Genomic DNA, 21,719 nt, shown 5'->3' with positions numbered 1-21,719 from the left:
CCTCAACTCACTCCCCCGGCAGATGTTTTGCCGTTGACTCATCAGTGGTCGCATCATTCTCGACTGCACTTAGTAGCACATCCAACAAGCCGGGGAAGCGGGCATCAATATCATCACGTCGCAGTGATAACAAACTTTCACGCCCGCATGGTCGTTGCCAGATAACACCACTTTCACGCAGTACCCGCCAATGATGGGTTAAGGTCGATTTAGATAGCCCGTGTACCAAAGTACCACATGCATGTTCGCCCCCTGCTGCCAGTCTGCGTACCACAGCCAACCGCAGCGGATTACCTAAAGCCGTCAGCACATTTTCCAAACGGATCTGCTCACGCTCAGGGTGATTTGCAATCATAGTGTTCCTATTAATAAGTGACAGTCAGCTGGGAAATCCCCCACCAAACTACCGGGTTCGGCCAAATCAAACGGCCCTTAGCGGGCGGCAATATAGCCTATACTCCATTTTGACCCTACTAATAATTCTAGCGCAATGATGGAAGCACCCTCAGTCATCGCTCCTCGCTATTATTGCATAGTTTCAGAACAAATAATTAAATTGTACGTGTATATTCGAACAATGGGACTATACTAGTGGCGATCACATGATCATTAGCAGCAATGCTGAACTTAAACTCACAACTTCCCGGTAGGGCATCAAACCGCCCACCCCGAAATTGCCATTACCATTTAAGGACTTAATATGGCACGTAAAACTCCTATCGAGCGCTATCGCAACATCGGTATCTCCGCCCACATCGACGCTGGTAAAACCACCACTACCGAGCGCATTTTGTTCTACACCGGCGTCAGTCATAAGCTGGGTGAAGTGCATGATGGTGGCGCGACAACTGACTGGATGGCGCAGGAGCAGGAACGTGGCATTACCATTACATCGGCTGCCGTGACCTGCTTTTGGCAAGGTATGGACAGAACCTTACCCGAGCACCGTATCAATATTATCGACACCCCTGGGCACGTAGATTTCACCATTGAGGTGGAACGTTCTATGCGGGTACTTGATGGTGCGGTCATGGTGTATGACGCAGTCGGTGGTGTGCAGCCACAATCGGAAACCGTCTGGCGGCAGGCCAATAAATACCGTGTTCCACGTCTGGCATTCGTTAATAAAATGGACCGCCCCGGCGCTGATTTTTTCCGCGTACGCCAGATGATGATTGATCGTCTGAAAGCTAATCCAGTGCCCATTGTGATACCAATCGGCAGTGAAGAACACTTTACTGGTGTGGTGGATTTACGACTTATGCGCGCCATTATTTGGGATGAAGAGTCTCAAGGCATGACATTTAGCTATGAGCCAATTCCAGAAAACTTGCTGGCGACAGCCAATGAGTGGCGCGAGAAAATGGTTTCCGAGGCGGCTGAAGCCTCTGAAGCGCTGATGACAGAATATCTGGAAACCGGCGACCTGACGGTGGATGAAATCACCGAAGGTCTGCGTATTCGGACCATTGCCGGTGAAATCCAGCCCATGTTGTGCGGCAGCGCCTTTAAGAACAAAGGAGTGCAGCGCATGTTAGATGCGGTAGTTGAATTGATGCCCTCGCCAGTGGATATTCCGCCGGTCAGTGGCACCGATGAAGATGGAAATGAAGTCAGCCGTAAAGCCGATGATAACGAAAAATTCTCGGCGCTGGCGTTCAAATTAATGACTGACCCCTATGTCGGTCAGCTGACTTTCGTGCGCGTCTATTCCGGCGTACTGAGTAAAGGCGACAGTGTTTACAACCCAATTCGCGGTAAGAAAGAGCGTATTGGCCGTATTGTGCAGATGCATGCCAATAATCGGATTGAAGTGGATGAAATCCGTGCTGGTGATATCGCGGCTTGTGTGGGGTTGAAGGATGTGACCACCGGAGAAACGCTGTGTGACCCGGATGCGGTAATAACCCTGGTGCGGATGGAATTCCCTGAGCCGGTTATTTCGCAAGCCATTGAACCGAAAACTAAAGCAGATCAGGAGAAAATGGGGATCGCACTGCAACGGCTGGCATCGGAGGATCCCTCATTCCGCATTCGGACTGACGAGGAATCAGGCCAGACCATTATCTCCGGTATGGGGGAGTTGCATCTGGAGATCATTGTCGACCGCATGAAACGTGAGTTCGGTGTGGAAGCCAATATTGGTAAACCGCAAGTCACTTACCGCGAAACAGTGCGCAAGACCGTGACCGATGTCGACGGTAAATTTGTCCGTCAGTCCGGTGGTAAAGGGCAATATGGTCATGTGGTCTTTACCCTCGAACCTCAGGAACCGGGTAGCGGTGTTGCTTTTGTCGATGCGACTAAAGGTGGCGTGGTGCCGCGTGAATTTATCGGCGCGGTCGAAAAAGGGGTGCTCGAAGCCACTAATACCGGGGTGCTAGCTGGTTATCCGGTGGTGGATGTGAAAGTGACTCTGACATTCGGTTCCTATCACGAAGTCGATTCATCAGAATTGGCATTTAAAATGGCCGCTATCTTTGGTTTCAAAGAAGCCGCCAAACGCGCCTCACCGGTGATTCTGGAGCCAGTGATGAGTGTCGAGGTGGAAACACCGGAAGAGTATGCCGGTAATGTGATGGGCGACCTTTCCTCTCGCCGTGGCTTGGTGCAAGGGATGGAAGAGATGGTCGGGGGCGGAAAAATTATCCGTGCCGAAGTGCCGTTATCCGAAATGTTTGGTTACTCCACGGTATTGCGTTCCATGTCACAGGGCCGCGCGACTTATACCATGGAATTCAAACATTACGCTGAAGCGCCACGTAATGTGGCCGATGCCATTATTGCGGCGCGGGGTAATAGAAGCTAACCGCCACTATTAGTGTTACAAACCAAGCCGCTACTGGAAGAAGTTCCAATGGCGGCTTTTTATTGACCAGAATGCAGCCAACACACCTGCAATGTGAAAGACAACATCCATACAGCATTCTCCTATAGCTTTCGTGGTGCAGGCAGGCGGCAAATAAGAGCATCCCGATGAGCTTACTCAAGTAAGTGATTCGGGGGTTCGAATGCAGCCAACACACCTGCAATGTGAAAGACAACATCCATATAGCATTCTCCTATAGCTTTCGTGGTGCAGGCAGGCGGCAAATAAGAGCATCCCGATGAGCTTACTCAAGTAAGTGATTCGGGGGTTCGAATGCAGCCAACACACCTGCAACCTGAAAGATGACGGAGAATTAGAAGGTCACCGGCGTATTCACCCACAACACCTTCGCGGCTGACTGACCAATATTGCGATAACCGTGGGGTACATTACTGGGGAAATAAAAGGAATCACCCACGCTGAGGGTATAGGTCTCTTCACCTAAATACAGGGCAATTTCCCCTTCCAGCACGTATCCCATCTCCTCACCGTGGTGTTCTATCTGCCCGTCACTGGCGACACCTGGCTCAATAATATGAATATTTCCCTGTAACAACCCGCCCTTGTGATGATGAGTTAGATTTTCCAGCGCAATGCCACCTTTCTTATTACGGTGCATAAACCGTTTACGGATGCGCTGCTCCGGTTTCAACACCGGTGAGTCTGCCACCCAACTTTCGGCCATCAAATCCGAAATATTGGTTTCCAACGCGCTGGCGAGCCGGTGCAACATGGCCAGCGAGGGCGACGCTACCTCATTTTCCAGTTTCGACAATAAACTCTCTGAGCATCCCACTTTGAGCGCTAGCTGCTTTAACGTGATGTCCTGCGCCACACGGGCATGACGTAAACGCATCCCTAAATCAGATAAAACAAAACCGCTGTTATCGCCGTTTTTTTTCATAAGTTGATATCTGCTGCTCAAAGAAATTCAAACACCCGGCGTATCCTTGCCGGGCAACGTTATCAATACAGAACGCAATGTACCCTTATTCAGCGACGCTAAAATGCACATCCTGTGGGTTACAGCCATTGATTGGCACAATGTCTTGCGGGCAAGCAGACATCACAACAATGCATTCCAGCTCGGCACGAATCTCAACATAATCACCCGCTTGGCTCACCGTCGGTAACCAGGAAATGGTGTAATCCGGATTGACGGGTGTATTCATCCACAGGTTCAAGGGTTGTGGCACTTCACGCGCACGTAGCCCGATCGCGTTCAACGCTAAGCGCATATTATCGGCACAACTGTCGTGGTATTCAGTGATCCCCATGTTGCTATAGCGATAAAGGTCACAAGCCGCAATCAGCGTGTCATGCACCCCCGGCGAGGTATCAGTCAGCAATGTGCCGATGATGCGGCGCTGATTGGTGACCAGTGCATCTCCCGGCTGAGGAATGATTTTATCAATAAATGCACGAGTGTGTTCCATTGATGAGAACTCACTCAGATCGGCGCTATTAAATAACCAGGTGTCACACACCTGACTACCGGGCGTGTTGATAATGCGGATAACCTGCCCTTTTTTTAAGCGCACCGCCCGGCCACAGCGGGCAGGAACGGTATACACTTCGCCAATCACCGGCGTCCCATCAACAGAAATGGGCGAGGATAACGTGGCATTAGTGCCCAGCGCGCTACCGTTGTCTTTTTCACAGCAAGCAGGATAAGTGTGGGTGCTCATGAGTAACTCCTATGGGTTGATTTGCCAGTTCTGTCAGGCAACAGGCTAAAGCCTTCGCGCCGAGGTACAGATACTGAGGGTCTGTATATTCAGCCGGGTTATGACTGATGCCGTTATGGCTGGGAACGAAAAACATACTGGTCGGGCAATGACTGGCCAGATGCATCGCATCGTGAAATGCACCGGAAGTCAGCGTCGCGGTTTCTATCTCTAATGCCTGGGTGCAAGCATATTGTTGTGCCAATAGCTGTGTATTGAAGACCACCGGTGCATGACTGAATACGCACTCGACTACCACGTTATCCGCAGCTATCTGCTGCATCCAATCATCAAACTGTGCTAATACCGTAGGACTGGCATGGCGGAAATCGAGGGTGAAGGTGGCACGACCGACAATGGTATTAATGGCATTTGGCTCAATCTCCCAGCGGCCAAAAGTCAGACGTAATTCATCTGCTGGCAGTGCGGTGGCTCGTTGTTCCAATTGCTGAACTGTCTGGCGGGCCAGTGACATCGCATCCTGGCGATCCGACATCGGCGTGGTGCCTGCATGGGCCGATTGCCCCAGACAGGTGACCTGATACCAACGCACGCCCTGAATACCTTGCACCAGTGCTAACGGCTGATTGGCTTGTTCCAGTACCGGTCCCTGCTCGATATGCAATTCGACAAAAGCCGCCAAGGGCAAGGTGGCACGACGTGGTAAATGTAGAAAACGCTGATGGCAGCGTGTCAGCGCCTGCACTAAAGTCTCGCCCTGTGCATCCTGATTATTCAGATAATTTGCCAAACGCTGCGGTTGCACAAAGACACTCGACCCCATGGCTCCGGGAGAGAATCGGCTACCTTCTTCGTTCATCCAAACCGCCACTTCAATCGGGCGCAAAGTAGTGACTCCGGCCTGAGCCAGAGCGCTCAAACACTCCATACCGGCAATGACGCCATAGCAACCATCAAGATTGCCGCCGCAGGGTTGAGTATCAATATGGCTGCCCGTCACTACCGGCGGTAAATCTTCACGACCGGCGCGGCGAATAAACAGATTTGCGCAGTCATCAGTCATCACTTCGCAGCCTAATGTATAGGCCCAGTCAATGAGCCATGCTCTGGCTTCTAATTCTTCAGCGGATAAAGCTTGTCGATTAACACCGCCGTTCTCCAACGCTCCAAAGCGGGCTAATTGCGCCAATTTATCCATTAAGCGCTGTTGGCTAACATGACCGGCAACCTGAACACCTGCGCGATTAAGCATGTTCGGCCTCCGGTTCATCCAGTTGCAGTGGCCGTTTAAACCACGGCGCAAGAAATGATTTCAACCGGTCAGTCTGCGGTTGGCGGAATAAAGTCGCGGGCGCACCACTTTCAACAATTGAGCCGTCAGCCATAAACACCACGCGGGACGAAATTTTGGCAGCGAACGACATTTCATGTGTCACCATCACCATGGTCATGCCGTTGTTTGCCAGTGCCTTAATGACATCCAGCACCTCCTCCACCCGCTCTGGGTCAAGGGCGGAGGTCGGCTCATCAAGTAACAATAACTCAGGCTCCAGAGCCAATGCTCTGGCAATGCCTACCCGCTGCTGCTGCCCGCCGGATAATCGCGACGGACGAGCTTGCGTCTTATCCGACATCCCGACCTGAGCCAATGCCGCGGCCGCTTTTTTGCGCGCTTCATCGTGTGGCAGTTTTTTCCCCAGAATTAAGGGCGCACAGACATTTTCCAGCACCGTCATGTGCGGCCACAAATTGAATTGCTGGAATACCATCGCCAGTGGCCGGCGCACTTCAGCAATTAACGCCGCACTATCACGGTGTTTTGCTTCACGCCCGGCACTGCTATAACCCAGTAATTGCCCCTTGATCAGGACTTCACCCTCGTCATAGGCTTCGAGGAAATTCATGCAACGTAACGCGGTGGTTTTCCCTGAACCAGAGGGGCCAATTAAGGTGACAATTTCACCTGCATTGACCGTCAAGTTAATTCCTGCCAACACCCGATTAGCCGCAAAGGATTTGCCTAGCTGGCGTAATTCAATAATGGGTTCGTGACTCGTCATATTATCCCTCTATGGCCTGACGGCTGAGTAAGCGCACACCAACACTGACACCTTGCGCCAGCAGCCAATAACTGAGGATCAACAAGGTATAAGGCACAATATAGGTGTAGGTATTGGCGACTATCTGCCCAGTGGTCATGGTCAACTCCGGCACCGTGATAATCGATGCCACGGCGCTCTCTTTAATGGTCAAAATGAACTGGTTACCCAACAGCGGTAAACTAAAGCGCAAAGCTTGTGGCGTCTGGATGTGCCAAAAACTTTTCCACGCTGAAATATCATGTACTTGCGCCGCTTCCAACTGCCCGTGCCCGATGCTTTTCCACGCGGTGCGGAAGATTTCGCCAAAATAAGCAGAGCTGTAAATAGCCAGCGATATCACCGTGGCTTCAACTGCACTTAGCGTCACACCGATAGCGGGTAAACCGAAATAAAACACCGCTAGCTGTGCCAGATAAGGTGTACCGCGAATCAGCCACACATAGGTGCGCCAGGGCCAGAACAACCAGCGGCTATTACGGCACACCGCCTGCAAGATAAACCCGGCACAAGCCCCGATGATCGCCGCACTCATGCTAATACCCAGCGTGACACCCAATGCGCGAGCAAAGTCCGGCAGATAAAGGAAGAAATCGTTCATCGGCTCTCCTTATGCCAGCGCCGTTCAACATAGTTGCCTAACAGTGCCAGCAAGCTGGTCAGCACCAGATAAGACAACGCAATCGCGATATACACCTCTAATGGGCGGTAGGTCGCCGATGCCAACTGCTGCCCCACCCGCATCAAATCGGTGATGGCGATGACCGATACCACTGCCGAGGCCTTAATCACATCAATTAACTCTGAAATCAGTGATGGCAGGGTCAGGCGCAACACTTGTGGAATTTGGATATGCCACAAGGCCTGGCGCGGGCTTAATCCGCACATTGCCGCGGCTTCTAACTGCCCCGGCGGGATAGCATTAAAACCACTGCGTAAGATTTGTGATTGATAGGCTGCGGTATTGAGTGTGAGTGCCAACACCGCAGCCAGATAACCGGGAAGTGACAATCCCAACTCCCCCGGCAGGTAAAAACACAATAGAACCTGAGCCAGAACCGGCGTGCCGCGAAACAAACTGATATAGATACGGGCGAACCCTCTTCCCAATCGTGAGTGGCCGCTTTCCATCAGGTAAATCACCACACCGATAAAGAAACCGGCAACAATAGCCACGATGCACAGCGAGGCGGTGGTCACCGCGCCGTCTATCAACATCGGCAGCCACGACCTCAGTAATTGGAAAAATTCCCCCATCATCAGTCCTCTTACAAACTTGGCGCGGGCATTTGGTCGGCCGGAACATCCATCACGAAGCCGAACCATTTCTGCTGTAATGCTTTCATGGTGCCGTCGCGGTTAGCTTCACTGATGCCATCGCTGAACAGCTTCACCAAGGTTGCACTGTCATCTCCTTTACGCCCAACCCAGCCAAAATAGGTGGTTGGCCCTAACATGGGTTTCAGGGTGGTAAAGACGCCCGGACGGGTTTTGATCAATGGGCCAAGGTTGGCGAGTGATTGGGCGACACCATCCAGGCGCTGGTTCGCCAGATCCGCATAGGCTTCGTCGAAAGAGACATACTGTTTAATTTCTTTGATGCCCGGCTTACCGCTGGCTTTCAGTTTTTTATCAAACTCTTGCAACACCTGGAGCTGCCCCGAACCAGCTTGAGAGCCGACCACCTTGCCACTCAAGTCATCTAACGAATTGATAGAACTATCGTTGCCACGCTTGAGTAACGCTACAGTCGATTCGGCAATTGGCACAGTAAACGCGAAGTGATCCATACGCTGTTTGTTCACCGTCACGGCGGTGACGACAAAATCGAATTTCTTGGCATCAAGGCCGGGCAAGATGCCCTGGAAAGGTAAATCAAGTTGCTTAACTTCAACACCCGGCAGGCTTTTCTGCAAAATATGATTCATTAAATCAACGTCATACCCCACAATCTTGCCATTCTCTACCGACTCAAAAGGTGCATAACGCGCTTCAGTTGCAATGGTTATCGTCTTATCGGCTTTAATTTTGTCCAGCAAATCTGCGCTGTGAACCGCGCCAGAGAATACGCTGGCAGCACACAGCATTGCCCAGCACAGAGGTATCGCCTGTTTACGTCGTGTCATGATTGCCGCCCCATTTAAAGTAGTGTGAAGTGTATTCAAGTAACTTGAATGTAATGACATAAGCATGAACTGTGCCAGCAAGCATCAAGGGAGAAAATAAGTGAAGGGGTTTTCAGTAACTGACTGTAGTTAAAGATCTATTTTTATTTAGTGCTGAATAACCAGCATGGGCAGGATAAAGAAAGGGTAGGAAAGTGATTGAGTCAGTGCAGGCTAAACGCACAGAAAAAGTGCAAATTTGCGCCTTTTCTGTGCAGGGTAAAAATTAAATTTTGGCGGTTGCGAGGTACTTCTCCATCTCTTCAACCGGTACCATACCGCCACCTGTCGCCCAAACCAGATGGGTCGCATTACGCATTTTTTCGACGCTAAAATGATTCTGTTCTAAATAATCCAAACTGCTGCTAACCCGTGCCGGGCCTGGCATACCTGCTAATGCTGACGGCTCCAGCCGAATGCCTTCATACTGATTGAGTAAACCGAGCAGGTCATACATTTCAGCATCACTTAAGGTATAGAAACCATCCAGTAAATGCTCCATAGCCCGACCAACAAAGCCGGATGCCCGTCCGACGGCCAAACCATCTGCGGCAGTAATGTTATCAATACCAATGTCTTGCACAGCAATGCCATCATGCAAACCGGTATAAACACCCAATAACATGCACGGCGAATGAGTTGGCTCGGCAAAAATACAATGCACATGGTCACCGAAGGCCAGTTTCAATCCGAACGCCACCCCACCGGGGCCTCCGCCCACACCACAGGGGAGATAAACAAATAACGGATGATTTTCATCTACCACTATCTGCTGCTCGGCGAACTGCTGTTTCAACCGGTCGCCCGCCACCGAATACCCTAAGAATAAGGTGGGTGAATTTTCATCATCGATAAAGAAGCAATTTGGATCAGACTCCGCCTGCTTGCGCCCCTGCGCCACTGCCACGCCATAGTCCTGTGCATACTCAACCACATTGACGCCATGTTCGCGTAGTTTACGTTTTTTCCATTCACGGGCATCAGCGGACATATGCACACTGACACTGAATCCCAACTTGGCACTCATGATGCCAATTGACATCCCCAGATTGCCGGTAGACCCTACCGCAATGCGGTATTGCCTGAAAAATTGGCGAAAATCATCGGAAAACAACTTGCTGTAATCATCGGTTTCTTGCAATAAACCGGCCTGTAGCGCCAGTTTTTCCGCATGGGTTAATACTTCATAAATGCCACCACGGGCTTTAATGGAGCCGGAAATAGGCAAGTGACTGTCTTTCTTCAATAGTAAGCGACCCGTTATCGCCACCCCATAACGTTGTTGCAAGGCATTCTGCATGGTAGGGATAGCCACAATATCCGACTCGATAATGCCCTTTGTTTTTTGTGTTTCAGGAAATGCCTGACATAAATAAGGGGCAAAACGTTGCAACCGGGCCTCAGCATCGGCAACATCCTGCTGCGATAACCCGACATAAGGCAGCCCCTTTTCCAGGGTGGTCGCCTGCGGATTAAACCACGTCACCTCTTCCAGATTGATAAGATTTTTGACCAATGGATAGTCGGTAATTAATTTATCAATTTTAGTGCGGTTCATAGAATGTCTCTTTTCGATCATATGATGTAAGAAAGCAGGAAAGTGGTACCCAATGCAATCACCGACGCGATAAAGGCCGCTATTTTGACGATAAAACACCGGAGAAATTGTCCTATCAACAGTTGATGGATGAATCAATGGTGCCAGTATGCAGCCCAGAATATGCAGAAAAACATCAGCTTAAGGGCAATCTGAACAATCTTAGGCAATGTACCTTGCTGCATGACCGACAATGGCCGAAAATTAATGCCTTTGTTTAGTGGTTAAAAAAATGGCAGAAGAGTGGTGATAATTGGGCGCGCCGTAATCGACGCGTCCTGGTCGCCTGATAAAGCTCAACCGTCACTCAACACAGCCCAGAGACAACTCCATTCAATGAATAGGGCATTGGCTGGATAAAAACCATAAATGTCAAAGCGGCCAACCGTTTTAAAATACTGGAACTGCGTAACATTGCTCTGACAGCTCCTTATTTCCACGATGAACAAGCTGAGAATCTGAATCAAGCGATTGAAATGATGCTGAAGTATTAAGTGGCTACTAACCTGCCAGCACAAGATATTAACGATATCATTGCCCATCTCGAAAACCTGACTGGGGAATATATCCCACATAAATAACGAGAATTCATATCTCAATATCCGCAGTACAAATTATCTGCGGATATTTTCTCTCCTTATATTTTGTCTATTTTTTCAGCGCAACTATTCAAGGCAATCGGCTTCAGCCAGACTTAATTAATAAAGTAGCCGACTTCAATGGGCGTTCAATTGTCTATCTGTGTAACCCAAATAATCCAACTGCGACCATCACTCCAGCAGACCTTATTACTGCATGGGTGAAAAATGCCACGCCAGAGACACTGTTTATTCTTGATCAAGCCTATGCTGAGTTTGTTAGCAATCCTGCATTTAGTAGCGCTATTTCACTGGTTCAAGCTGGTCACAGAAATGTGTTAGTGACACGAACATTCTCGAAAATATTCGCCTTAGCTGGCCTGAGGATTGGTTATGGCATTGCGCATCCAGAACTGATTTCGATGGTGGAAAACTTTGTCTCTCTGAATAACACCAATACCGCAGGAGTTGTTGCAGCATTAGCCTCGTTGCAGGATAAGCCTTTGGTACAATACAGTCGCCAGTCGACCGATCAAGCTCGGCGCATCGTGACTCAGGCTCTTGATCAACTGAAATTGGCCTACCTTCCCTCTGAGGCAAACTTTGTATTCCATCATGTGACTGGGGATGTAAAAACTTATCAAAACCGCATGAAACAATATCACGTGTTTGTCGGGCGTGAATTCCCTCCTGCCGTTGGCTGGAATCGCCTTACATTAGGAACACCAGAAGAGATGATTGCATTTGTTACTGTATTGAAAATGTTCCGCACCAAAGGTTGGGTATAGCGGATATTATCCAATGCCATCGGCTATCAAAGGGAAGGCATGATTACCTTCCTGATTATCCGAATAGCAACTGTTGATTGCCAGTTTATCTGGGCTGGCAATCACCTATGGCTTTAATGGCATTACCATCCTTGGCAATTTTTATAACAGCATCACGCCGTCAGCCCGCCATCTAACACCAAAGTCTGCCCGGTCATATAACGGCTGTCATTGCCTATCATAAAGGCGCTGACGCGAGCGACTTCTTGCGCATTCCCTAAACGGCGTAATGGTATCTGCTTACGTAATCCTTTTAAGGCATCAGCAGGCATGTCGCGGGTCATATCGCTGTCAATAACCCCTGGCAACAGGCAGTTAACGCGAATATTAAAACGCCCCATCTCAAGCGCCAGCGAACGCCCCAGACCAATCAGCGCCGCTTTACTGGCACCATAGGCGCTCTGGCCGATATTGCCTTTAATCGCACTCACTGAAGACATCAGCAAGACTGCCCCCTCGCCCTGCATCATCATTTGCGGCAAGACATGCTTATTCCAGTAGAAAACCGCATTCAGATTGGTATCCAGCACACTGCGCCAGTTATCACCATTTTGCTGAATATGTAAATTATCGCCAGTAATGCCAGCATTATGAATTACCGCGCCGGGTGGGCCGTATTTTTCCAGCAATTGCGGTGCCAATGTATCAACATCCGCTTCATTGCTGCCATCACAGCGATAGCAGGTCACTTGACCGGGCAGTCCTTCACAGCTTGCAATAACATCGCGGCTCTGCTGTTCACCGTTGCGCCAGGTAAAAACAACATCCCACTCTTTGGCCAGCTCTTCGACCAATGCACGGCCAATGCCACGGCTGCCACCGGTAATTAACACCCATTGCCTGTTCATAATATTATTTCTTCTGCTCGGCCAACTTTTGGCAAAGCTCTCCTAAAGTCATGTCCGGATTTTCCATAAACATCTCTGCGTTCAGTGTGGCGCTGAATTCGCGCTTCGCCAGCACCATCAATTCGACATAATCCAGACTGTCGAGTTTTAATTGGTGCAGTGGCATCTCAGGTGACAGTGCCGACATTTCCAGATCTTTGGCGTCACATAACATTTCACATACGGTGTCATAAACCTGCTGATACTTTTCCATAGTTTTATCCTTTCTTAATGCGCGGCTAACGGCCACGTTTTCAATGTTACTGCGGTGGTAATTAATGGCCCTAAGTCTGAACGGGCCGCAATAGCCGCGCGCAATACCCAGCCATCGGTAGGGTTACCGACAATCAGTGTCGGTTCGATGGCGTAGTGCAGTGCACTGCGGACAAATACATTTGGATGGTTGATGCGCAGCAAATCTGTACTGAAATGCACATCGTGGTGAGTCTGGATAACCGGTACCGACTTGAAAACATCAATCAAAGTTTCAGCTTCAATCCCCGGTAACACTTGTTTGGCCGTTGCCAGTGTTTGCGGCGCAGCGACCAACAGTTTGAACAATAAGGCATCAAAAAAGCCCCAACATTCAGCCGATTGTGATGCATCACCCAGGAATTGCTGGCTGAACTGGAAAACGTCATCCGCAGATAAAGAAACCCATTCAGTGCCCGTTTGCACCAGTGCTGGCGCACTGCGCAGCTTGCCGGTAAAACAACTTTCACCGCTGCCAATATCTACCAGATTACCGCTCACCTGCCCTGCCGCTGCGCTGAGTTGCAGCTGATACGAGGTATGACACTGTACCGGCTGACGTAAGCGGGCGTTAAAACGCAGGAATTCAACCTCCGGCAACAGCGATAATAACGCCGTACTGAGCTGATATTTGATATCCAGCATGGCGCGCATACCGTGAACAGTCAGTTGCTCCTGACCCAAATGCTGCGCCTGTTGCAGGTCAAAATGGATCGGGTTGTAATCACCGGAAAATTCAGCCCAACGCTCGGCGTCGTTGAGGCTGTAGTGGTAGTTAAAAGTCGAGTTCATACTTAATCCAACCCGATGACCAATGCGGCATTCGCACCACCAAAACCGAAGCTCAAGTTCAGCGTATTGCGCAAGGTTTTTGGCCGATGCCCTTCACTGATGTAATCAAGGTCACATTGCGGGTCAGCATTTTTCAGATTACAGGTCGCGGGCATCATCTGATGTTCCAGCGCTTGCAGGCAGATAATGGATTCAAAGCTACCCGCCGCGGCAATCAAATGCCCAGAATAGGATTTGGTACTCGACAGTGGCGTGCTATACGCCGCTGCACCAAAGGCTTGCTTAATGGCTTGGGTTTCATTCAGATCGTTAAGCTGAGTCGAGGTGCCGTGCAGGTTGACATAATCAATTTCATCGGCGCTCAAACCCGCTTGTTGCAAGGCGTGCTGAATGGTTTTCACCCGCGCCACTTTATCTTCTGCCGGGGCAGTGAAATCAAACGCATCAGAATAGTTACCGTAGCCTTTAATTTCGCCGAGAATGTTAGCGCCACGGGCAATCGCGCCTTCACGTTCTTCCAGACACAGCACCGCCGCGCCTTCGGATAACACAAAGCCGTTTCGGTCCAAACTGAAAGGGCAACTGGCTTTGCTGGCATCTTCCTGTTCGCGCGCCAAGGCACCCAAAATATCGATATTCCATACTGCCGCGTTACTGCGCAGAGACTCACCCGCCCCTGCCAGCATCATGGAGGCTCGTCCGCTGCGGATAATTTCAAATGCATCACCAATGGCTATGGTGCCGGTGGCGCAGGCGGCAATCGGTGAGTTCTGATAGCCGCGCAATCCCCAATACAAGCTACATGCTGCGGTACCCGCATTCGGCATCGATAAGAAACAGCCAAACGGGGTACCCAGCCCGGTTTCCAGATAACCTTCATAGTTATCATGGGTTTCATCCTGCCCAGCCCAGCCGCTACCGATGATAGTGCCGCAATCGAGCAAATCGTAATAATCCGCGACAGATTTCTCAGCGAATGCCATAGTCATGGCCTCTCGTGCAGCGGCCAATGCCAGTCGGGCATAGCGCGGCAGACGGCGGCGTATTGCGGCAGGGACTGATTTCAAATTAGGTTCGGCCTCCAGCAGACCAAAAAAGCGCGACTTGATCCCCTGCGCGGATTTATCGTAATAACGATAACCTAATTTATAATCCATAATAGCTTCCCAGCTTTGCTGCGCAGTCATGCCCATCGGGGTCACACTGCCGTACCCGGTGACAACCACCCGGCGCTGTTTAACTGTATTCGTCATGATTTAATTCCTTTACTGTCCCTGCTGTTATCAACGCCGCCACCTAACGCCAACCACAGTTTCATGGTGGCATTCAGATAGTTATATTGAAGTTCGAGCAAACTGGTTTCACTGGTCAGCAGGGCATCCTGCGCATCCAGTAAGGTCTGATATGAAACGGCACCTGCCTGGTATTGGCTGTTAGTCAGAGTTAACCGCCGCTGACTCAGTTGTAGGTTCTGCCACTGATTCTGTTTTTGCTGCTGATAGCTCAGCCGTGCCGTCATGGCGTCATCGACATCTTTAAGGGCGCTGTAAACCTTGCTGCGAAAATCCACGGCGGCCAATTTCACATCCAACTTTGACTGGTCAATGGTGAGTTGCACGGTGTTCCACTGTAAGAAAGGCAACGCACTGTTGGCACTGAGTGTCCGGCTCGGGTTGCTAAACCATTGTGAAAACACCGCACTACCGGCATCCAATGTCGCTCCCAGCGAAAGTGTCGGGTAGAAATTCAGTTTCGCTACATCGGAGCCAGCCAATGCCGCACGCAAGCGCCACTCGGCCGCCTGCACATCTGGCCGCTGAGCAATAACCTGTAGTGGCACACTGTTTGCTATCGCGACTTGTTGTTTTAAATCCAATGATTGACGTTCGGCCTGGCGATAATCCGGAGCGCGGTTAAACAGTAATGCCATAGCATTACGCGCAGCTTCCCGTTGTTGCTCAAGGCTTTGATATTGATTTTGCCTATCCAGCAGGGTTTGTTGCGCCTGCAATAACTCAATTTCACTGGCATCACCCGCCGCGAGCCGTGAACGCACAATGTTGAGCGTATCTTGCGAAATAGCTAACGCCGCCTGTTGGTAGCCCAACTGCTGATTGAACTTAGCAATCTGCCAATAGAGATCCGCGGTGGTGCCAATCAGTGACAGCGCCGTTTCCTGCCGCTCCTGCTCGGTGGCATTCACCAGCCACGCAGATTGTTCACGGGCGCGGGCCAGTTTGCCCCACAAGTCCAGCTCGTAACTCAGCCCAAGCGAAGTGCTGTAACTCTCGCGCGGCTGAGTATTTTCATTCAGCGAGCGGGTGTTACTGCCCACGCCGGTCAAGGTGACGTTCGGTGTCATGTTGGTATTGCTCAGCCCTGCCGTCAGGCGTGCCTGTTGCAACTTAAGACCTGCGGCGGCCAAATCGTTATTACTGACCAACATGCGACTAATGCTGTCCGACAGTTGAGGATCGTCAAAATTGACCCACCAATGCACACTATGATGCAGATAACCGCCCCCGGTATCTTTCACGCGCCACTCATCGGGAACTGACAACATCGGTCGCTGATATTCACTTTTCAGTAATGAGCCACAGCCCATAAGCAGCAGGCTTATCAGTAATATTGAAAGTTTAATCATCAATCTGGTCATTCTCGTGCCAATGCCTCAGTCGGATGCAAACGAGCGGCATTGCGCGCCGGGAAAAAGCCAAACCCCAACCCGATAAGCGCGGAGAAACTGCAAGCCAACACCAACGGTGGCCAGGTAAAAATCATAGTGAACTCTTGGGTAACCCACGAGAAAACCACCCCTGCCAGCGCCGAACCGACGATCCCAATCAGGCCGCCGAGGGTACAAATCACCACAGCTTCAATCAGGAACTGAGTCATGATGTCACTTGGACGAGCACCGACCGACAGACGAATACCGATTTCATGGGTGCGTTCAGTCACCGACACCAACATGATATTCATCACGCCAACCCCGCCCACCAGCAGCGAAATAGCGGCAATCGAGGTGATCAGTAGTGTCATCGAGTCAGAGGTTTTTTGAATTGCCTTACTCATCTGGTCATTGCTCAGAATGAAAAAATCGCGCTGACCGTGGGCACTTTCCAGCAGTTTTTCAACATCGCGCTGCACATTATTCAGGTTGTAACCTTCGCGCACCCGCACAGTTATTGACTCCAGCGGAATGTCACCTGAAATACGCTCGGTGAGTGAGGTATAAGGCATCCACGCGGCCAGTAACCCGCCAAAGGATGAGCCACCGCGCTTGGCTACACCGATCACGCGCAAGGGAATACCATCGAGCTGAACAATCTCGCCTAGTGGATTTTGCCCAGCAGCAAACAGCGTATCGCTAAGTTCTGGTTGCAGGATGACAACCGGCTCACGCGCAGTGACGTGGCTCGGGGTAAAACCATCACCCACAGAAAAATTTAGCCCTTTCACCTGAAAGAACCCGTGGCTGACGCCAGAGAGCGACACCATCACTTGTTTGTCGCCCCGCACCGCAGCGACCATTTTACTCACCACTGGGGACAGGCTATCGACATAAGGTTGCTGACTCAGTAGCTCAATATCTGCCTGCGAGAGCGCGCGCTCAAAATCCGGGCGCGGTTTATCCCAACCAAGCCCTGGGCGAATGTCCAGATTGCTGGTTCCCAATTGGCTAATTTCATTGAGAATTTCCTGACGAGCGCCTTCGCCCACCGCCATAGAGGACACCACCGACGAAATGCCGATAATGATGCCAAGCATTGATAAAAAGGCGCGAATTCGATGCCCTAACAGGGCGCGCCAGGCCATTTTGATCGCTTCTCTAACACTCACCCACCAGTGCGGCCGGCCGGTGGCAATCGGAGCAGGTAATGCAGCTTGAATCGCGCTGGTATCTATTGCCTCATTAGTTCGATCGGCAATAATTTCTCCGTCGCTAATTTCGATAATGCGCTGCGCCTGATTGGCAATATTGCGGTCGTGGGTCACGATAATAATGGTATGGCCGGACTGATGCAGACTATGCAAAATGCCCATCAGTTCCTGACCACTGCTGCGGTCAAGCGCACCAGTAGGTTCATCGGCCAAAATAATACCGGCACCATTCATCAAGGCTCGGGCAATGCTCACTCGCTGCTGCTGCCCACCTGACAATTGTGCCGGTTTGTGCAGTAAATGCTGCCCCAGGCCCAGACGACGCAACAGATACACCGCACGCTCATGGCGTTCGGTGGCGGTCATGGCGGTATAAAGCGCAGGGATAACCACATTCTCAGTCGCAGTTAAATACGGCATCAGGTGATAGCGCTGAAAAATAAAACCGAGGTACTGGCTGCGTAATTGCGCCAATTGTTCACTGCTGGCCTGCCGTGTCGGGATATGATGAATCGACATCTCGCCCTGTGTGGGCTTATCCAAACAGCCGATGATATTCATTAGTGTTGATTTACCGGAGCCAGAAGCACCAATAATTGCCACCATTTCACCGCGGTGAATCGACAATGAAATATTCTTAAGCACCGCTACGGATGCTGCGCCGGAAGTAAAATGGCGATAGATCCCCTTGAGTTGAATCAATGGGTTATCGTTGGCATCAGCGGGATGGATGGCATTAATGTTCATTGCTGACTCCCGCAGGCGTTCCCAGCAACAGCACTTGGTCGCCCTGCGCCAGCCCTGCTTTCACCTCGGCATACTGCGCATTACGCAGGCCAACAGAGACCCAGCGCACTGACGTCTGTTTGCCGTTGATAATCTGAACCCGATAGCGCTTATCGGGTTGTTGCTCACCCAACGCAGACAGTGGCACCCGTAACACATTTTTTGCCTGCGCCGTGATAATGAATACCTGCGCAGTCATTGATGTACGTAATAGCCGCTCTTGGTTGGCAATGTTGAATATGCCGTTGTAATAAACCGCAGAAGGTTGCTGGCTGTTCGCTGAGCCAGAACTGTCTTCGCGCAAACTTTCAGCCGACGCTTCCTGAATAGCATCCATCCGGCTGTCATAGCGACGCTCGGGGTCAGCGACCACATAGAACCACAAGGGTTGCCCTACATTGACTTTGAGAATATCGGTTTCTGAAATGCGCGTGTGTACTGTCATGGTATCGACATTCGCCAGCACCAAAATGGTCGGTGCGGTTTGAGAGGAAACAATGGTTTGCCCCTCTTTAGTGACAATGCCCAGCACTTCACCGTCAATCGGAGCCATGATGCGGGTAAAGCCCAGATTGGCTTTTGCTGTTTCCATCGCCATTTGGCTTTGCACAATTTGCGCTTCATTTACATGCAATTGCGCTAGCTGGCTGTCATATTGCGCTTGTGCTTTTTCCAGCGCACTTTTCACGCCAGAACCGTCTCTTGCCAAGATCTGTTGGCGGCGGAACTCGAGCAGATACTGGCGTAACAAAGCCTGACTGGCCTGCTTCTGCGCCTGCGCGCTCTGTAATTCAGCTTCCGATTTACGTAATTCGTTTTGCTGCAAAGTCGGATCTATTTCAGCCAACAATTGACCACGGGTAACGCGATCGCCCTGTTTGACATACAGTTTGGTTAGCTGCCCATTCACCTGCGCGCCCACATTGACCTGCAATGAAGGTTTTAAACTGCCGGTTGCCATGACATTCCGTTCGATATCACCGCGCCCGATGGTTTCAGTTAACTGCGGCACATCCTGCTGACTATCCGAGATCGACAACGCAATGACGCTACTGATAATCAGTAACGAAACAATAAACAGCCCCAGCATGAGCTGATGTTTCTTATTTTTCAGGTTGATACGCATCAGTTAACTGCCACTGGCGTCAGGCGACTTAAGGACACCGATTGAGCATGGCGCACCAATTGGCCGTCGTTTAAGCGGAAAACACAATCAAACAGCGGTAACACACTTTCGCTGTGGGTCACGGTTATCAATGTTTTCTGATAGTCACGGCAGTGAGCAAGCAGAGTCTGCATCACCTGCTGAGCGGTTTCTTCGTCCAGGTTGGCCGTGGGTTCATCCAGGACCAATACCGGACAATCGCTGTACATAGCGCGAGCCAGTAATAACCGCTGACGTTGCCCCAATGAAAGCGCGGCGTGACTTTCGCGCACCAGCGCGTTGAGGCCACCGGGTAATTTTTCGATGACTTGCGTTAATTGCAGCCCTTGCAATGAGCGTTCGATACGTTGGTGCTTATCGGTATCCAAATGCCCATCAAACAAAGTGATGTTTTGTAATACCGATGCATTAAACAGAATGTCTTCCTGACTTTGCAGAAAAAACAGAGCATGTGCTTGTTGGAAATCAACAGCTTCGCCATCGACCAATACCTGCCCTTGCTGTGGTGGCATCAATCCTGCCATCACTTTTAGCAAAGTACTTTTCCCGGCACCGGACTCGCCGATAATCGCCACACTTTGCCCGCGCGTCAGGGACAGCGATAAACCACACAATACCGGCTGGCTGGCATCGTAGGCGAAGCGAATGTTCTGATAGACCAATTTCTGCGTAAATGTCGGTGGTGCGGTCGGAATGGATGAACGCTTTTCCGGTGGTGTAGACTGCCCGGCCGGGAACAAATCACGCGCGCGGATATCAATAACGTGCAACTGGTTTTTCTGCAAAATCGCATAGAAAATCTTGGTGATATAGGAGGTGAAAATCTCGCGCACAAAGCTATAGGCGAAGAACTCACCCAGACTCAGTGTCCCCTGCTTCAACAGCGGCAAAGCCAGCAGCATAAAGAACACCATTTCCAAGCTGCCAATCAGCTGATACAGGCTATTTTTAACCTGATCGTAGATTTTCTTCTTCTGCAAGGTCGTGAATAACGACAGCGCCAGTCCAGCAAATACCCCTTGGCGCTGGCTGGATAAACCGGCCGATTTAATGGTGGAAAAACCCTGAATAGTTTCCAGAATAAAATCACTTTGCTCGGCACTTTTGACCTGCAACTGCTGGGTGTAGTAGCGGTCACGGTAGATAGCCCAAATACTGATAAGGCCCATCAACATGACACCAATAGCAGAGACCATCGCCAGTAGTGGACTCATGTAGCACATCACTGCCAACGCGATGGCACCGATTATCCAATCGGTGCGCAGGCCGTTATCCAGCTCGATTTTTTGCGTCGCAGCCATCTGCCAGTTAGAGAAGCGGCTAAAGATGTCACCCGGTGCGCGCTTATCAAAGAAGTTCAGCGAGTGACTGAGCAAGCGAGAGAAACCCGCGACACTGTTAAGCACCACAAAATGTTTAATATAACGCTCGGTGATATATCGCACGCAAAAAGCGAGTGATGTGGAGACCACAAAAACCAGCAGAAAATAAAAATAGGGAAAATCTTTATCGCCCGCAGAAGAGAACACATCATTGATGGCGCTGCTGACCATAGTCGGCATAATAAACAGTGTCAGCGAGATCAAAAACGCCAACGTCATCAGCCAATAGATACCGCGAACACTGGCGGTTTCTTTCAAGCTCATGCAATCGAGCGCACTGAGTCGCTTGCTGTGTTCAATATTTTTCAGCGCGTCAGGTGACGCGGGCGTTTCCGGGTCCAGTACCAGCGCATAACCACTGATTTCTGCTTTCAGTGCATCCAGCGGCAGTAACTGCTGCCCGATTGCCGGGTTCATGACACAGACATAGTTACCTTTACGATACGCCAGCACCACATAATGGCTGGCACCATAATGCAAGATGGCAGGCAGCGGTAAGGCCGACAGCTCCTGATGTTCAAACACCACCGGATAAGCCGGTATTGCCAACTCAGATAAAATAGTACAAAGCGTGGCCAGTGATGTGCCATGCCCAGAGGCAGGATAACGCTCACGCAAGCTTTCCAGCGGCGCATTGATGCCTTGCGTCTGTGCCAGCATCGCAATACAGGCCAAACCACATTCATTGGTTTCGCTTTGAAATACTAGCGTTGGGATTATCTTTTCCATTTTCTACTATTCTTCGTCAGT

The 21,719-nt window shown here is 50.5% G+C and carries 18 protein-coding genes and 3 pseudogenes; 4 read left to right on the top strand and 17 right to left on the bottom strand.

Annotation, left to right across the window (positions count from 1 at the left end; translation table 11 throughout):
- Positions 1–7 precede the first annotated feature (7 nt).
- The gene (locus FGL26_RS20130; protein WP_005167372.1) at positions 8–355 is read right to left on the bottom strand and encodes an ArsR/SmtB family transcription factor; all 348 of its coding nucleotides are present in this window, start codon (positions 353–355) and stop codon (positions 8–10) included.
- A gap of 345 nt (positions 356–700) precedes the next feature.
- Here FGL26_RS20130 and fusA point away from each other — a divergent pair, with 345 nt between their 5' ends.
- Positions 701–2,809 (top strand): elongation factor G, encoded by a 2,109-nt coding sequence (gene fusA, locus FGL26_RS20125; protein ID WP_005167370.1) that lies wholly within the window; start codon positions 701–703, stop codon positions 2,807–2,809.
- A gap of 373 nt (positions 2,810–3,182) precedes the next feature.
- Here fusA and FGL26_RS20120 read toward each other — a convergent pair whose 3' ends face one another.
- From FGL26_RS20120 to dsdA, 8 genes are all read right to left on the bottom strand, one after another.
- Positions 3,183–3,773 carry a cupin domain-containing protein gene (locus FGL26_RS20120; RefSeq protein ID WP_005167367.1) on the bottom strand — a complete coding sequence of 197 codons (591 nt, stop codon included), beginning with the start codon at positions 3,771–3,773 and terminating at the stop codon, positions 3,183–3,185.
- A gap of 85 nt (positions 3,774–3,858) precedes the next feature.
- Positions 3,859–4,557 (bottom strand): DUF1989 domain-containing protein, encoded by a 699-nt coding sequence (locus tag FGL26_RS20115; protein WP_005167365.1) that lies wholly within the window; start codon positions 4,555–4,557, stop codon positions 3,859–3,861.
- On the bottom strand, positions 4,526–5,809 hold the full coding sequence (locus tag FGL26_RS20110) for a M20 family metallo-hydrolase (protein ID WP_032912591.1): 1,284 nt from the start codon (positions 5,807–5,809) through the stop codon (positions 4,526–4,528). The genes FGL26_RS20115 and FGL26_RS20110 overlap by 32 nt, the downstream gene beginning before the upstream one ends.
- Positions 5,802–6,617 carry an amino acid ABC transporter ATP-binding protein gene (locus tag FGL26_RS20105; protein WP_005167361.1) on the bottom strand — a complete coding sequence of 272 codons (816 nt, stop codon included), beginning with the start codon at positions 6,615–6,617 and terminating at the stop codon, positions 5,802–5,804. Before FGL26_RS20105 ends, FGL26_RS20110 begins: the two co-directional genes overlap by 8 nt.
- A gap of 1 nt (position 6,618) precedes the next feature.
- Entirely contained in the window at positions 6,619–7,257 is a 639-nt protein-coding gene (locus FGL26_RS20100) for an amino acid ABC transporter permease (protein ID WP_005167359.1), read from the bottom strand.
- Positions 7,254–7,916, bottom strand: coding sequence for an amino acid ABC transporter permease (locus FGL26_RS20095; protein WP_032902501.1), 663 nt, complete (start codon positions 7,914–7,916; stop codon positions 7,254–7,256). The genes FGL26_RS20100 and FGL26_RS20095 overlap by 4 nt, the downstream gene beginning before the upstream one ends.
- An 8-nt stretch (positions 7,917–7,924) precedes the next feature.
- Complete coding sequence (locus FGL26_RS20090) at positions 7,925–8,782, bottom strand: transporter substrate-binding domain-containing protein (protein WP_005167356.1); 858 nt, start codon at positions 8,780–8,782, stop codon at positions 7,925–7,927.
- A 265-nt stretch (positions 8,783–9,047) separates the two neighbouring features.
- Complete coding sequence (gene dsdA, locus FGL26_RS20085) at positions 9,048–10,379, bottom strand: D-serine ammonia-lyase (RefSeq protein ID WP_005167354.1); 1,332 nt, start codon at positions 10,377–10,379, stop codon at positions 9,048–9,050.
- A gap of 68 nt (positions 10,380–10,447) precedes the next feature.
- Between dsdA and FGL26_RS20080 the strand changes: the two are divergent.
- The 3 pseudogenes from FGL26_RS20080 to FGL26_RS20075 form a co-directional block, all read left to right on the top strand.
- A pseudogene (locus FGL26_RS20080) lies at positions 10,448–10,612 on the top strand (DNA-binding transcriptional regulator DsdC); the annotation flags it as partial.
- 189 nt (positions 10,613–10,801) lie between these two features.
- Positions 10,802–10,999 (top strand): annotated as a pseudogene (locus FGL26_RS21565) (cytochrome-c peroxidase); the annotation flags it as partial.
- A 107-nt stretch (positions 11,000–11,106) separates the two neighbouring features.
- Positions 11,107–11,784: pseudogene (locus FGL26_RS20075) on the top strand (pyridoxal phosphate-dependent aminotransferase); the annotation flags it as partial.
- Between the two features lie 152 nt (positions 11,785–11,936).
- Here FGL26_RS20075 and FGL26_RS20070 read toward each other — a convergent pair.
- From FGL26_RS20070 to FGL26_RS20035, 8 genes are read right to left on the bottom strand one after another with little or no spacing between them, the layout of a single operon-like run.
- On the bottom strand, positions 11,937–12,671 hold the full coding sequence (locus tag FGL26_RS20070) for an SDR family NAD(P)-dependent oxidoreductase (protein WP_005167348.1): 735 nt from the start codon (positions 12,669–12,671) through the stop codon (positions 11,937–11,939).
- Positions 12,672–12,675: 4 nt separating this feature from the next.
- Positions 12,676–12,924, bottom strand: a complete 249-nt coding sequence (locus FGL26_RS20065) for an acyl carrier protein (RefSeq protein WP_005163225.1) — start codon at positions 12,922–12,924, stop codon at positions 12,676–12,678.
- Positions 12,925–12,938: 14 nt separating this feature from the next.
- Positions 12,939–13,754 (bottom strand): hotdog family protein, encoded by an 816-nt coding sequence (locus tag FGL26_RS20060; protein WP_005167346.1) that lies wholly within the window; start codon positions 13,752–13,754, stop codon positions 12,939–12,941.
- A gap of 2 nt (positions 13,755–13,756) precedes the next feature.
- The gene (locus FGL26_RS20055) at positions 13,757–15,007 is read right to left on the bottom strand and encodes a beta-ketoacyl-[acyl-carrier-protein] synthase family protein (protein ID WP_005167343.1); all 1,251 of its coding nucleotides are present in this window, start codon (positions 15,005–15,007) and stop codon (positions 13,757–13,759) included.
- Positions 15,004–16,410: an efflux transporter outer membrane subunit gene (locus tag FGL26_RS20050; protein ID WP_138060269.1), complete on the bottom strand. Its 1,407-nt coding sequence runs from the start codon at positions 16,408–16,410 to the stop codon at positions 15,004–15,006. Before FGL26_RS20050 ends, FGL26_RS20055 begins: the two co-directional genes overlap by 4 nt.
- Positions 16,407–18,383: an ABC transporter permease gene (locus FGL26_RS20045; RefSeq protein ID WP_005167340.1), complete on the bottom strand. Its 1,977-nt coding sequence runs from the start codon at positions 18,381–18,383 to the stop codon at positions 16,407–16,409. The genes FGL26_RS20050 and FGL26_RS20045 overlap by 4 nt, the downstream gene beginning before the upstream one ends.
- Complete coding sequence (locus FGL26_RS20040) at positions 18,373–19,548, bottom strand: efflux RND transporter periplasmic adaptor subunit (protein WP_005167338.1); 1,176 nt, start codon at positions 19,546–19,548, stop codon at positions 18,373–18,375. Before FGL26_RS20040 ends, FGL26_RS20045 begins: the two co-directional genes overlap by 11 nt.
- Positions 19,548–21,698, bottom strand: coding sequence for a peptidase domain-containing ABC transporter (locus FGL26_RS20035; protein ID WP_005167335.1), 2,151 nt, complete (start codon positions 21,696–21,698; stop codon positions 19,548–19,550). The genes FGL26_RS20040 and FGL26_RS20035 overlap by 1 nt, the downstream gene beginning before the upstream one ends.
- Positions 21,699–21,719: the final 21 nt, after the last annotated feature.

Origin of the sequence: Yersinia enterocolitica subsp. enterocolitica, assembly GCF_901472495.1 — a bacterium.
GTDB lineage: Bacteria > Pseudomonadota > Gammaproteobacteria > Enterobacterales > Enterobacteriaceae > Yersinia > Yersinia enterocolitica.
Note: the sequence above shows the minus strand (reverse complement) of the source record. Positions and strands in the feature narration are given on the sequence as shown.

Coding starts and splice junctions, on each gene's coding strand:
- FGL26_RS20130 (WP_005167372.1), bottom strand. CDS start 355: ATGATTGCAAATCACCCTGAGCGTGAGCAGATCCGTTTGGAAAATGTG.
- fusA (WP_005167370.1), top strand. CDS start 701: ATGGCACGTAAAACTCCTATCGAGCGCTATCGCAACATCGGTATCTCC.
- FGL26_RS20120 (WP_005167367.1), bottom strand. CDS start 3,773: ATGAAAAAAAACGGCGATAACAGCGGTTTTGTTTTATCTGATTTAGGG.
- FGL26_RS20115 (WP_005167365.1), bottom strand. CDS start 4,557: ATGAGCACCCACACTTATCCTGCTTGCTGTGAAAAAGACAACGGTAGC.
- FGL26_RS20110 (WP_032912591.1), bottom strand. CDS start 5,809: ATGCTTAATCGCGCAGGTGTTCAGGTTGCCGGTCATGTTAGCCAACAG.
- FGL26_RS20105 (WP_005167361.1), bottom strand. CDS start 6,617: ATGACGAGTCACGAACCCATTATTGAATTACGCCAGCTAGGCAAATCC.
- FGL26_RS20100 (WP_005167359.1), bottom strand. CDS start 7,257: ATGAACGATTTCTTCCTTTATCTGCCGGACTTTGCTCGCGCATTGGGT.
- FGL26_RS20095 (WP_032902501.1), bottom strand. CDS start 7,916: ATGATGGGGGAATTTTTCCAATTACTGAGGTCGTGGCTGCCGATGTTG.
- FGL26_RS20090 (WP_005167356.1), bottom strand. CDS start 8,782: ATGACACGACGTAAACAGGCGATACCTCTGTGCTGGGCAATGCTGTGT.
- dsdA (WP_005167354.1), bottom strand. CDS start 10,379: ATGAACCGCACTAAAATTGATAAATTAATTACCGACTATCCATTGGTC.
- FGL26_RS20070 (WP_005167348.1), bottom strand. CDS start 12,671: ATGAACAGGCAATGGGTGTTAATTACCGGTGGCAGCCGTGGCATTGGC.
- FGL26_RS20065 (WP_005163225.1), bottom strand. CDS start 12,924: ATGGAAAAGTATCAGCAGGTTTATGACACCGTATGTGAAATGTTATGT.
- FGL26_RS20060 (WP_005167346.1), bottom strand. CDS start 13,754: ATGAACTCGACTTTTAACTACCACTACAGCCTCAACGACGCCGAGCGT.
- FGL26_RS20055 (WP_005167343.1), bottom strand. CDS start 15,007: ATGACGAATACAGTTAAACAGCGCCGGGTGGTTGTCACCGGGTACGGC.
- FGL26_RS20050 (WP_138060269.1), bottom strand. CDS start 16,410: ATGACCAGATTGATGATTAAACTTTCAATATTACTGATAAGCCTGCTG.
- FGL26_RS20045 (WP_005167340.1), bottom strand. CDS start 18,383: ATGAACATTAATGCCATCCATCCCGCTGATGCCAACGATAACCCATTG.
- FGL26_RS20040 (WP_005167338.1), bottom strand. CDS start 19,548: ATGCGTATCAACCTGAAAAATAAGAAACATCAGCTCATGCTGGGGCTG.
- FGL26_RS20035 (WP_005167335.1), bottom strand. CDS start 21,698: ATGGAAAAGATAATCCCAACGCTAGTATTTCAAAGCGAAACCAATGAA.